This window comes from Pseudomonas sp. ATCC 13867, from assembly GCF_000349845.1.
GTDB lineage: Bacteria > Pseudomonadota > Gammaproteobacteria > Pseudomonadales > Pseudomonadaceae > Pseudomonas.
Genome location: NC_020829.1, coordinates 2,529,013 through 2,542,191 on the forward strand (window position 1 = coordinate 2,529,013; position 13,179 = coordinate 2,542,191).

Sequence of the window (13,179 nt, forward strand, 5' to 3'; positions counted from 1 at the left end):
TAAAGGCTCGGACTTCAGGGCAGCTAAAGCATGTTGCGGCTGGGACCGCCTGCGCGGCGGTCTTCAGTGGAGGGCCCGAAGCCACGGCCCGCCCCCGGCGCCGTGGTACGTCCGTCCAAGAGAGCTATGGACAGCGTCGGCGGTGATCCTGTGTAATGAGTGCTTTACAACAAAAGCGATAGCACTAGTCGCTTCAACGCGGGATGTGGTTGGACTGCAGGCTGTTAGGGGCTTCGGCAGGGGCAGGCAGAACGACACGTCAGGGAATTTCCGCATACGAGCTCAGGGATTGTAACGCCCATCCGTGCATGAGCTTCCGGGGTTCCTCCTGCGTGACTGGCTGCGTCCATCGCGTACAAGAGAGAACCGTGGATGTCGATTCCAGCGAAAGTCGTTCCGTCTGCTCAATCCGTCAGTACGTCTCCCACCGTCCAGCTCGATGGCCGGCTGGTCCTCGACCAGCGCAGCAAGGTTGCGCTGCAGGTTCCCAGGGACGCGGTTGCCGAATACTCCCGTGAAGGTTCAGACCTCGTCGTTCATCTCAAGAATGGCGAGTCCCTGCGTATCGCCAATTTCTATGCGGCCGGGCAGCCTCCCAGCGAACTGTTCCTCGTCGAAGAGGGGCAACTGGTGGCTGTGCAGTTGCCCGTAGCCGGAGAAGGGACGATGGCGGCGACCTATGCTCCCGAGCCGGTGGCAGCCGGGTTCGACTCGCTGACCAGCGACTCGTCCGGCCTTGCCGGCATGAGCGCGACCACCACGGCGCTGGCCGCCTTGGCGGTGGTGGGCGGCGGCGTAGCGCTGGCCAGCGGCGGCGGCGGTGGTGGCGGCGGGGGCGACTCGGCGCCCGCGCCGGACACCAGCGCCCCGCACGCGGCGACCGACCTGCAGATTTCCACCGATGGCACGCGCCTGTCCGGGCATGCGGAAGCCGGGGCCAGCGTTGGCGTGGACACCAATGGCGACGGCGTGGCGGAGCTGAGCGTGGTGGCGGACGCCAACGGTCGCTTCGAGGTGGGCCTGAATCCGCCATTGACCGGTGGCCAGGCGATCAGCGTGGTGGTGACCGACCCGGCGGGTAACCGCAGTCCGGTGGCCAGCGTGCAGGCGCCGGACTTCCCGGATGCGCCGCAGGTCGAGGCCAGCAACGGCCGTGTCATTGCCGGCACCGCGGCCGCGGGCATGACGGTGGTGCTGACCGACGGCAACGGGCATCCGCTTGGCCAGGCCACGGCCGATGCCGATGGCAAGTGGTCGCTCACGCTGTCCCAGCCGCTCCCCGATGGCATGCGGGTCTACGCGGTGGCCAGGGATGCCTTTGGCAATGACAGCCCGGCGAGCAGCCTCACCGTCGATGCCGTGGCGCCGACCCTGTCCGTCATCGGACTGAGCAATGGTACGCATGTCAGCGGTACCGCCGAAGCCGGTGCGACCGTCACGCTGACCGACGGCAACGGTAACCCCGTTGGCCAGGTCACCGCCGATGGAAATGGCCGCTGGAGCTACACCCCGGACAGCCCGCTGCCCGATGGCACGGTGATCGCGGCGGTGGCCACGGATACCGTTGGCAACGCCAGCGCGCCGGCCTGGGTAACGATCGATTCGACGGCGCCGGGCGCGCCGGTGCTCGACCCGAGCAACGGCAGCAGCCTCAGTGGCACCGCCGAGCCGGGCGCTACCGTGACCCTGACCGATGGCAGCGGCAACCCGATCGGACAGGTCACCGCCGACGGCAGCGGCAACTGGAGCTTCACCCCGTCCACGCCGCTGGCGGATGGAACCGTGGTCAACGCCACGGCCACCGATCCGGCGGGCAACACCAGCGGGCAGGGCAGCACCACCGTCGATGGCGTGGCGCCGGCCACGCCGACCGTCAACCTGAGCAACGGCAGCAGCCTCACCGGCGCCGCCGAGCCGGGCAGCACCGTGATCCTCACCGACGGCAATGGCAACCCGATCGCCGAAGTCAGCGCTGATGGCGGCGGCAACTGGACCTATACCCCGTCCACGCCGATCGCCAACGGCACCGTGGTCAACGTGGTGGCCCAGGACGCCGCCGGCAACAGCAGCCCGGGCGCCAGCGTCACCGTGGACTCGCAGGCCCCGGCGGCTCCGGTGGTCAACCCGAGCAACGGCACCACGCTCAGCGGTGCCGCCGAACCGGGCAGCAGCGTGATCCTCACCGACGGCAACGGCAACCCGATCGGCCAGGTCAGCGCCGATGGCAGCGGCAACTGGAGCTTCACGCCGGGCACGCCGCTGGCCAACGGCACGGTGGTCAACGCCACGGCCAGCGACCCGACCGGCAATACCAGCGCTCCGGCCAGCACCACCGTGGACTCGGTGGCGCCGGCCGCGCCGGTGGTCAATCCGAGCAACGGCGCGGAGATCAGCGGCACCGCCGAACCGGGCGCCACCGTGACCCTGATCGACGGCAACGGCAACCCCATCGGGCAGGTCACCGCCGATGGCAGCGGCAACTGGAGCTTCACCCCGTCCACGCCGCTGGCGGATGGAACCGTGGTCAACGCCACGGCTACCGACCCGGCGGGCAACACCGGCGGCCAGGGCAGCACTACCGTGGACGCCATCGCGCCGGCCACGCCGACCGTCAACCTGAGCAACGGCAGCAGCCTCAGCGGCACCGCCGAACCGGGCAGCAGCGTGACCCTGACCGACGGCAACGGCAACCCGATCGCCGAAGTCACTGCCGACGGCAGTGGCAACTGGACCTACACCCCGTCCACGCCGATCGCCAACGGCACCGTGGTCAACGTGGTGGCCCAGGACGCCGCCGGTAACAGCAGCCCGCCGGCGACGGTGACCGTCGATTCCAGCGCGCCGCCGGCGCCGGTGATCAACCCGAGCAACGGCGTCGTCATCAGCGGCACCGCCGAGGCCGGTGCCACCGTGACCCTCACCGATGCCGGCGGCAACCCCATAGGGCAGGTCACCGCCGACGGCAGCGGCAACTGGAGCTTCACGCCGGGCACACCGCTGGCCAATGGCACGGTGATCGTCGCCACGGCCACCGATCCGACCGGCAATACCGGCCCGCAGGCCGCCACCACGGTGGACTCGGTGGCGCCGGCCGCGCCGGTGGTCAACCCGAGCAACGGCACGAACATCAGCGGCACCGCGGAGGCCGGGGCCAAGGTGATCCTCACCGATGGCAGCGGCAACCCGATCGGCGAAACCACCGCCGACGGCAGCGGCAACTGGGCCTTCACGCCGAGCACCCCGTTGGCCAACGGCACGGTGGTCAACGCCTTGGCCCAGGACCCAGCGGGCAATACCGGCCCGCAGGGCAGCACTGCCGTGGACGCTGTGGCGCCGAACACGCCAGTGGTCGATCCGAGCAACGGCAACCTGCTCAACGGTACTGCCGAGCCGGGCAGCACCGTCACCCTGACCGACGGCAACGGCAACCCGATCGGCCAGACCACCGCCGACGGCAGCGGCAACTGGACCTTCACGCCCGGCTCGCAACTGCCCAACGGCACTGTGGTCAACGTGACCGCGACCGACGCCTCCGGCAACACCAGCCCGCCCGGCACCACGACGGTAGATTCCTCGCTGCCGTCGACTCCGCAGGTCGACCCGAGCAACGGCTCGGTGATCAGCGGCACCGCCGACGCCGGTAACACTGTCATCATCACCGACGGCAACGGCAACCCGATCGGCCAGGTCACCGCCGACGGCAGCGGCAACTGGTCGTTCACCCCGGGCATCCCGCTGCCGGATGGCACCGTGGTCAACGTGGTGGCGCGCAGTCCCGGCAACGCCGACAGCTCGCCGGCGATGATCACGGTGGATGGCGTGGCCCCGCCGGCGCCGCTGATCGATCCGAGCAACGGCAGCGACATCAGTGGCACCGCCGAGGCCGGCGCGACGGTGATCCTCACCGATGGCGGCGGCAACCCGATCGGCCAGACCACCGCCGACGGCAGCGGTAACTGGAGCTTCACGCCGGGCACGCCGCTGGCCAACGGCACGGTGATCAATGCGGTGGCCCAGGACCCGGCCGGCAATACCAGTGGGCCGAGCAGCGTCACCGTCGACGCCGTCGCCCCGCCGGCGCCGGTGCTCGACCCGAGCAATGGCGTGGTCATCAGCGGTACCGTGGAAGCCGGGGCCAAGGTGATCCTCATCGACGGCAGCGGCAACCCGATCGGTGAAACCACCGCCGACGGTAGCGGCAACTGGACGTTCACCCCGGCTACCCCGCTGGCCAACGGCACCGTGGTCAATGCGGTGGCCCAGGACCCGGCCGGCAACACCAGCGGCACGGCCAGCGCCACGGTGGACGCGGTAGCCCCGGCCACCCCGGTGCTCGATCCGAGCAACGGTACAGTGATCAGCGGTACCGCCGAAGCCGGTGCGACGGTGATACTCACCGACGGCGGCGGCAACCCGATCGGCCAGGCCAGCGCCGACGGCAGCGGCAACTGGAGCTTCATCCCGGCCACGCCGCTGGCCAATGGCACGCTGGTCAACGCCGTGGCCCAGGACGCCGCCGGCAACACCAGCGGTCCGGTCAGCAGCATGGTGGACGCGGTGGCCCCGGCCACCCCGGTGATCGACCCGAGCAACGGTGTCGAACTCAGCGGCACCGCCGAACCCGGCGTCCGGCTGATCCTCACCGATGGCAATGGCAACCCGATCGGCCAGACCCTCGTCGACGGCAGCGGCAACTGGAGCTTCACTCCGAGCACACCGCTGGCCAACGGCACCGTGGTCAACGTCGTGGCCCAGGACCCGGCCGGCAATACCAGCGGCCCGGCCAGCGCCACGGTGGACACGGTGGCTCCGGCCACGCCGGTGATCAATGCCAGCAACGGCAGCGTGATCACCGGGACCGCCGAGGTCGGCGCCAAGGTGATCCTCACCGACGGCAACGGCAACCCGATCGGCGAGACCACCGCCGACGGCAGCGGCAACTGGACCTTCACCCCCGGCACGCCGCTGCCCAACGGTACGCTGATCAACGCCGTCGCCGAGGACGCCGCCGACAACGCCAGCGGTCCGGCCAGCACCACGGTGGACTCGGTGGTGCCATCCGCTCCGCTGCTGAGCATCAGCGCCGACGGCGCGCTGCTGACCGGCATCGCCGAGCCGAACAGCCAGGTGCGCATCGTGGTCAATGGCGACAGCGCCAACCCGATCACGGTCAACGTCGACGGTAGCGGCAACTTCAGCCTGCCGTTCGCGCCGCCGCTGATCACCGGCGAGCTGATCGCCGGGGTCGTCGTGGACGCCGCCGGCAACGTCAGCGGACCGGGCACCATCAACGGCCCTGACCTGGCGCCGCCAACCATCAGTGTGGCGGAAGCCGCCGATACCTGGGTCAACGCCGCGGAGATCGGCGACGGCATCCAGGTCGAGGTGACGGTCCGCCCGACCATGCAGGTCGGCCAGGTGGTCATGCTCAAGTTCGCCGGGCAGGGTGGCTACGAGGCGGAGGTCAGCCATACCCTCAACGCCGGCGACATCGCCGCCGGCAACGTGACCCTGACCCTGACGCCTTCCAGCGGACCGTTCCCGGAGGGCGCCTCGACCATTACCGCCGACATCAACGGCGGCACCGCGTCGACCCCGGTGCCGTTCACCATCGACACCATTCCACCGGCGACCCCGGTGCTGTCCCTGGTCGGCAACATCCTGACCATCTCGGCGGAGCCGGGCACCGAGCTGACGGTCACCGCCGGCGTCGGCGGGGTGACCGCCACCGCCACGGTGACCGCCGACAACAGCGGGCTGGCGTCGCTGAACCTGCTTACCGACCTGGACATCGACTTCAGTTGGGACCAGTTGCTCGACGCCCAGGTCTCGGTGGTCGGCCGCGACCCGGCCGGCAACCCGAGCAACGTGGCGAGCATCGGCGTCGGCACCAGCATCGAGCAGCCGGTGACCATCGGCAATTTCGGCCTCGACGTCAGCCTCAACCCGCTGAACCCGCGATTCGGTTTCAGCGGTACCAGCGAGCCGGACTCCAGCGTGGTGATCCGGGTCATCACCCCGGCGCTGAACGTCGAGTTGCTGCCGATCCAGGCGGACTCGTCCGGAAACTTCTCGCTGAACCTGCTGAGCCCGACCATCCTCACCCAGTTGGGGTTGAACGTCTCCGACATCCTCGATCTCGGCTCGAGGATCTCGTTCAACCTGGTGTCCACCGATTCCAACGGCAGCGATAGCGCCGCCTACGGGATCACCCTGACCCCCAACGGACTGTCGCTGAACATCGGCCAGATCGATGTCAACGGCACGTCCGGCGACGACGTGCTGTCCGGCGCCAACGGCAGTTCGGAGCACATCAACGGCGGCGACGGCAGCGACCTGGTCTTCAACGTGGGCACCGGCGACCATGTGGTGGCCGGCAACGGCAACGACACCCTCCAGATCACCGCGACCGATTTCGTCAGCATCGATGGCGGCGCCGGGTTCGATACCCTGGTCCTGGCCAACGGCATCGACCTCGACTACAACGCCGTCGGCGTCGGCACGCTCAGCAACCTCGAGCGCATCGACCTCGGCAAGGGCGATTCGGGTAGCGTGCTGACCCTGACCGCGGCGGAGGTGGATGCCGTCACCGATGCCAACAACACCTTGCAGATCACCGGCGAGAACAACGACACCCTGAACGTGGTGGGCGCGGTGAATACCGGTACCACGCAACTGATCGACGGCATTACCTACGATGTCTACACCTTCGGCAGTACCACCCTGCTGGTCGAGGACAATACGGTACAGGTGACCGTCTGATGGCTGGCAAGCAGTACTTCCCGCCGGCCCTGTCCCGCGGGAAGAGCATCATCGGCCTGCTGTTGCTTGGCCTGCCGCTGTGTGCGCCGGCCATTCCCCTCGACGAAGCGGTGCGCGCGGGGCTGGCGATCCATCCGCAGTTGCGCTCCGCGCTGGCGGAGGCGGAGCGCGCCGGCACCGAGGTGGATATCGCCAAGGGCGGCTACTACCCAGCCGTCAGCCTGTCCGGCGGGCCGCAGGAGTTCGACTTCGGCGAAGTCGTCTACGATGCCACCGTTTCGCAGATGCTGTACGACTGGGGACGGGTGTCGAGCAAGGTGGACAGCGCCAGCGCCGACCGCCGCCGGCTGACCGAGGCGGCGCTGGTGGCGCGGGACGACGCGGCGCTGGACATCGTCGAGACCTACCTCGACGTGCTGGCCGCCGAGCGCCGGGTGGACACGGTGCGCCGGCATATCCAGCGCCTGGACGGCATTCGCGAGATGACCCAGGCGCGCGGCGGCGACGGCTATGCCGACCGCAGCGAGCTGGATCGCGCCAACCTCGAACTGTCGCGGGCCGGGGAACAGCTGTCGCTGGAAAAAGGCAGCCTGCAGGATGCGCGCAACCAGTACGCCCTGCTGGTCGGCCAGGCCCCCGGCGACCTGGTGGAGCCGGAGCCGGCCTCGCTGCAGCGTTACCTGGCGGGCAGCGACCTGAGTCGGGTGATCCAGGACGCGCCCTTGCAGCGCAAGGCGGTGGAAGAGGCCAACGCCGCGGAAGCGGGCGTGCGCGAGGCGAAGAGCGCGCTGCTGCCGCAACTGAACCTGGAGGCGACGGCGCTGCGCCGCGAGGTCGGCGGGCGCCCGGAAAGCGATTCGGTGCTGGCCCTGCGGCTGCGCATGGACACCTTCCAGGGACTTTCCAACTTCCGCCGGCCGACCGCCGCGCAGCAGCGCCTGGAGTCGGCGCGCTGGAGCGCCGATGCGATGCAGCGCGACATCCGCCGGCAACTGCAGACGCTGTTCGACAACGGCGAGACCCTGCGTTGGCGCGAGCAGTCGCTGAGCCAGCAGGTCAGCGAGTCGGAGCAGGTGGGCGAGTTGTACCGTGAACAGTTCGAGGTCGGGCGGCGCGACGTGATCGACCTGCTCAACGTCCAGCGCGAACGCTTCGAGGCGGAGCGCCAACTGGTCAACCTGCACATCGAACGCAAGCGCATCGAATATCGGGCGGCGGCCCAGGTCGGGTTGCTGGGGTCGCTGCTGGAGAACCGGTTGAATCATGGAAGCTGAAATGAACCTGTCCCAGGCGCCGGTCGATCCGCTGCGCGAGGGATTGTCGCTGCTGTGCCGGCAACTGGGCCGGCCGGTCAGTCCGGGCGAGCTGGCCGACGGCATCGCCCTGGAGCAGGGGAGGCTGCCGCTGCACCGGGTGGCTCGTGCCTTGCGCCGCGCGGAGATCACCGCCCAGGTGGCGGAATATCCGCTGCAGCGGATGGACGCCTACCTGCTGCCGGCACTGTTGTTGCTCAAGGATGGCGGCACGCTGGTGCTGGCCGGACTCGACGGCGGCATGGCCGACGTGCTGGTGCCGCAGAGCGACGGCGGCAGCGAACGCCTGGCGCTGGCCGAGCTGGAAGCGCTCTACGCCGGCACGGCGGTGTTCGCCAAATGCCGCTACCGTCCCGATGGGCGTGTCGGCGACTACGCCAGCGCGGAGCCGGAGCACTGGTTCTTCGGTCCGCTGCGGCGGCTGCGGCGCTCCTACGCGGAGGTCGCCCTGGCGGCCCTGGTGGCGAACCTGCTGGCGGTCGCCTCGTCGCTGTTCGCCATGCAGGTGTATGACCGTGTCGTACCCAACGGCGCCTTCGACACCCTGTGGATCCTCGCCAGCGGCGTGGTCCTGGCGATCTGCCTCGACGGTGTGCTGAGGATCCTGCGCGGGCACCTGCTCACGGTGCTGGGCAAGCGGCTCGACCTGCAACTCTCGACGCTGCTATTCTCCCGCGTGCTGGGCACCCGCCTGGCGGCCAGGCCGGCGTCGATGGGCGCGTTCAGCACCCAGGTGCGCGAGTTCGAGTCGGTGCGCGAGTTCTTCACCTCGTCCAGCGCCGCGCTGATCAGCGACCTGCCGTTCGTGGCGATCTTCCTGCTGATCATCGCGCTGATCGGCGGTCCGCTGGCCTGGGTGGTGCTGGCCGCCTGCGTGCTGATGGTGCTGCCGGGGTTGCTGACCCAGCGCCTGCTGGGTCGCCTGTCGCGGCAGAACCTGCGCGAAGGGGCGATGAAGAACAGTGTCCTGCTCGAAGCCTTCGAACACCTGGAGACGGTAAAGGCCACCCGCGCCGAAGGTCGCTGCCTGCACCAGTGGGAAACGCTCACCGGCCAGCTTTCCAGCACGGCGTTGAGGACCCAGGCGCTGGTTTCCACGCTCAGCTACGGTTCGGGCATCATCCAGCAGTTGTGCTATGTCGGCGTGGTGGTCGCCGGGGTCTACCGGATCAGCGACGGCGCCATGACCGTCGGTGCGCTGGTGGCCTGCTCGATTCTGTCCTCGCGCGCCATCGCGCCCTTGTCCCAGGCGGCCGGTATCCTCGGCCGCTGGCAGCACACGCGGGTGGCGATGGAAGGGCTGGACCAGTTGATGGGAGCGCAGCAGGAGCGCCCCGAGGGCAAGCGTTTCGTGCACCGGGAGCGCCTGCGCGGCAGCTACCGGCTCGAAGGCGTGCGCCTGGCCCACGGCGAGGGGGCGCCGGTGGTGGACGTGCAGGCGCTGAACCTCCAGGCCGGCGAACGCGTTGCGCTGCTGGGCGGCAATGGCGCCGGCAAGTCGACCCTGTTGCGCCTGCTCAGCGGTCTGCTGGACCCGCAGGCGGGACGGCTGCTGCTGGACGACGTCAGCCTCGGCCAGATCGACCCCGCCGACCGCCAGCGCGGCATCGGCTACCTGCCGCAGGACGTGGCGCTGTTCCACGGCACCCTGCGCGACAACCTCAATCTGGAGAATGCGGCGCTGAGCGACGAGGAACTGCTGGAGGCGCTCGATGGCGTCGGCCTGGGCGGTTTCGTGCGCGCCCATCCGCTGGGCCTGGACATGCCGATCCAGGGCAACGCCAGCCTGTCCGGCGGCCAGCGCCAGGCGGTGGGCCTGACGCGCGTGCTGCTGCAGGACCCGCCGATCCTGCTGCTCGACGAGCCGACCGCGGCCTTCGACCAGACCAGCGAAAACCGCGTCATCGAATACCTGCAGCAGTGGCTGGGCAGCCGCACCCTGGTGTTGACCACGCACAAGAAAAGCATGCTGGCCCTGGTGGACCGCGCGGTGGTCCTGCGCAACGGCCAGGTGATCATGGACGGACCGCTGCACCAGGTGGTGCAGGGCAACCAGGTGCAGGCGCCGCTGCACACCGAAGGAGGTGTCCGTGGCTGAGCCGGGTTCCGATCAATTGCGCCGGCAACTGGGCGACCCGCTGCTGGCGGCGACCCACCCGGTCTACCGACCGCTGCTCTGGACCCTGCTCGGGGTGGTCCTGCTGTCCATCCTCTGGGCGGCCTGGGCGGAGCTGGACGAGGTGACGCGCGGTGACGGGCGCGTGGTGCCCTACAGCCGCATCCAGAAGATCCAGAGCCTGGAGGGCGGCATCCTCGACCGCCTGCTGGTGAAGGAGGGCGACCGCGTCGAGGTGGGGCAGCCCCTGGTACGGCTGGACGACACCCATTTCCTCACCAATTACCAGGAGTCGGCCAACCAGGCCGCCGTCCTGCGCGCGGCCATCGCGCGGCTGGATGCCGAGGTGCTGGGCAAGGAACGCATCGAGTTCCCCGAGGGAATCGACGCCGCTGGCCCGTTGGCCCGCTCCGAGCGCGAGCTCTTCAACTCCCGGCGGGCCAAGCTGGTGGAAGGCAGCCAGGCCGTGCAGAAGCAGGTCCGCCTGGCGCAGAGCCAGCTCGACCTGGTCCGGCCGCTGGTGGAGAAGCGCGCCGTCAGCCAGATGGAGGCGCTGAAGCTCAGCCAGGACATCGCCACGCTCAACGGCAAGCTCACCGAACTGAAGAACACCTACTTCCAGGATGCCTACACCGAGCGCGCGGAGAAGAAGGCCCAGCTCACCCAGCTGGAGCCCATCGTGCAGCAGCGCCGGGACCAGTTGCGCCGCACGGAGATCCTGTCGCCGGTACGCGGGCGGGTGAACACCGTACTGATCAACACGCGCGGCGGGGTGATCCAGCCGGGAGAGGCGATCATGGAGGTGATCCCGGTGGAGGAGCAGTTGCTGGTGGAGGCGAAGATCAAGCCGCGCGACGTGGCCTTCCTGGTGCCCGGCATGCCCGCCAAGGTGAAGATCACCGCCTACGACTACACCCTCTACGGCGACCTCAAGGGTACCCTGGAGCAGATCAGCGCCGACACCATCGAGGAGGACACCGTGCACGGCAAGGAGTCCTACTACCAGGTGCTGATCAGGACCGACGGCAGCCAGTTGAAGCGGGGGAGCGAGGTGCTGCCGATCATCCCCGGCATGGTGGCGGAAGTGGACATCCTCAGCGGCAAGCGCAGCGTGCTCAACTATCTGCTGCGTCCGCTGATCAAGGCGCGGCTGTATTGAACCGCTGCCGTGGGTTCGCTCGGGCAGCGCCACGGGATGAAACGGCGGCGCCGGAGCTGGCCGGCACGTCCGAACGTTGGCGGCGCCGGATGACGCGTCCAGCCGGCGCTTTCCCGACTATCGAGAACCTACGATGGCCAGCCGAATATCCCGTTGGGTCTAATTATCCGGCCTTGTTCTGGATAAAGAGGGTGACTCAAACGGGCTCGACGTTCTTCCGCTTATTCATTCGTTCCGCCATCCGGCGATAAGTGCGCCATTCCCGTCCGGGGCAATGGGCGCCTGTCCGAATCCAATTCATTTCAAGTTTGTGCCAGTGGCAGTGGTTGCCGCTGGTAAGGAGTTTTCATGCGTGCTGCAAAAGTGATTTCCGCCCTGTTCCTGTTGTCGACCCCGGCGCTGGCGTTCGCGGATGACAGCGGTCTTTATGTCGGTGGTGGTGTCACTCGTGCCGAAATCGACGAGTCCCGGTTCGACGACAAGGACGACAGCTACAAGCTCTATGCGGGGTATCGCCTGAACAACTACCTGGCGTTCGAAGGGGCGGTCGTCGATTTCGGTGACATGAGCGATCGCGACAAGCATTTCGACGGCCAGTCGGCGCAGGCCAGCCTGCGTCTGGGCTTCCCGATCGGCCAGCGCATCCGCCTGTTCGGCACGGCGGGCGTGCACGCCTGGCACGCCGACGACGATGTGGCGGGCAAGTCCGAGGATGTGGATGCCCTCTACGGCTACGGTGCGGAGATGGATGTGCTGGGCGGCCTGGGGATGCGCCTGGAGCAGGAAACCCTGAAGGTCGGCGACATCGATCTCGACCAGACCACCCTGTCGGCCTACTGGCGGTTCTGATCCGCCGGGAAGGGAGCGGAGAGGCCGCTTCCTTCCCCTTGCATCGGCCTGCGTGCGAACCATCGATTTCCGGCAGAGTGACTATCGATGGAATCGAGTGGTCCGGCCGTGGATCGCGCCTGAAGATCAGCCCGTGTGACCCGCAAGACCAACAACAGCACGGGAGCGATCGCATGAACACTTCAATCTCCGGGATGAAACGCCATGCCCTTGGCAGCGCCTTCGGCATTTCCCTCCTCGCACTCGGCAGCCTCGCGGGCTGCGCGCAGACCTCCGAGCTCCAGCTCAGCTGGGACAACTTTGGCGGAACCACCCGCCGGGACAACGTCGCCTATCTCGACTGCGTCGGAAGCAAGGTCGCCCCTGGCGCCCAGACCTTCATCAGCACCGGCGACGGCACGGGCCGGCTCCTCGTCGGCAGCGACGATCCGCGCCAGGCCAGCGGCATCGTGGACGTCACCGCCATCGACGGCGGCAGCCACTTCAACGCCTATCAGAGTACGGCCTGGCAGGACAAGGGTGAGCTGCTCGACGCCGCCTACCTGTGTTCCCTGAGCTGAGCGAGCGCCTCGCGCAGTCAGCCGCCATTCCTTTCATTCCATCGCGAAGCGTGTTGCACGCCGCGCTTCGGGGGCTTCGTTCGCCCTCAATCCAGGGAGAGACTGCAATGAAACAGCACATTCTGATCGTCGGCGCGGGTTTTGGCGGTGTCTGGAGCGCCCTGGCCGCTGCCGATCCCGCGTTCCCGGTGGCCTGACCCGCAGGTCGCGAAACACCGTCGCCAGCGTCTGCCATCGGCATTGCGCTGGGCCTCTGCCACTGGGCGCACATTCCCTCGCGCCCACTTCCGCCCGCCAGGGGGCACCTCGGCGGGCGTTTTTTTTAATTTACGCGTGTTGTGTATTCTGATCGTACGTGCCAGTGTGTGCGCCCTGGCGGCCCTATTCGCCACAGTTGCCATACTTCAGTTCCCGGTCCGT

General features: G+C 68.4%; 6 protein-coding genes. All 6 read left to right on the forward strand.

Annotated features, from left to right (window positions below; genetic code table 11):
• Window positions 1-372 precede the first annotated feature (372 nt).
• Entirely contained in the window at window positions 373-6,762 is a 6,390-nt protein-coding gene (locus H681_RS11510) for an Ig-like domain-containing protein (RefSeq protein ID WP_041711929.1), read from the forward strand.
• Window positions 6,762-8,036, forward strand: coding sequence for a TolC family protein (locus H681_RS11515; RefSeq protein WP_015477033.1), 1,275 nt, complete (start codon window positions 6,762-6,764; stop codon window positions 8,034-8,036). Before H681_RS11510 ends, H681_RS11515 begins: the two co-directional genes overlap by 1 nt.
• Window positions 8,026-10,173 carry a type I secretion system permease/ATPase gene (locus H681_RS11520; protein ID WP_015477034.1) on the forward strand — a complete coding sequence of 716 codons (2,148 nt, stop codon included), beginning with the start codon at window positions 8,026-8,028 and terminating at the stop codon, window positions 10,171-10,173. The genes H681_RS11515 and H681_RS11520 overlap by 11 nt, the downstream gene beginning before the upstream one ends.
• Complete coding sequence (locus H681_RS11525; protein WP_015477035.1) at window positions 10,166-11,350, forward strand: HlyD family efflux transporter periplasmic adaptor subunit; 1,185 nt, start codon at window positions 10,166-10,168, stop codon at window positions 11,348-11,350. The genes H681_RS11520 and H681_RS11525 overlap by 8 nt, the downstream gene beginning before the upstream one ends.
• A 348-nt stretch (window positions 11,351-11,698) precedes the next feature.
• The gene (locus tag H681_RS11530) at window positions 11,699-12,199 is read left to right on the forward strand and encodes a porin family protein (RefSeq protein WP_015477036.1); all 501 of its coding nucleotides are present in this window, start codon (window positions 11,699-11,701) and stop codon (window positions 12,197-12,199) included.
• A 173-nt stretch (window positions 12,200-12,372) separates the two neighbouring features.
• Window positions 12,373-12,759, forward strand: coding sequence for a hypothetical protein (locus tag H681_RS11535; RefSeq protein ID WP_236620515.1), 387 nt, complete (start codon window positions 12,373-12,375; stop codon window positions 12,757-12,759).
• Window positions 12,760-13,179: the final 420 nt, after the last annotated feature.

Coding starts and splice junctions, on each gene's coding strand:
- H681_RS11510 (WP_041711929.1), top strand. CDS start 373: ATGTCGATTCCAGCGAAAGTCGTTCCGTCTGCTCAATCCGTCAGTACG.
- H681_RS11515 (WP_015477033.1), top strand. CDS start 6,762: ATGGCTGGCAAGCAGTACTTCCCGCCGGCCCTGTCCCGCGGGAAGAGC.
- H681_RS11520 (WP_015477034.1), top strand. CDS start 8,026: ATGGAAGCTGAAATGAACCTGTCCCAGGCGCCGGTCGATCCGCTGCGC.
- H681_RS11530 (WP_015477036.1), top strand. CDS start 11,699: ATGCGTGCTGCAAAAGTGATTTCCGCCCTGTTCCTGTTGTCGACCCCG.
- H681_RS11535 (WP_236620515.1), top strand. CDS start 12,373: ATGAACACTTCAATCTCCGGGATGAAACGCCATGCCCTTGGCAGCGCC.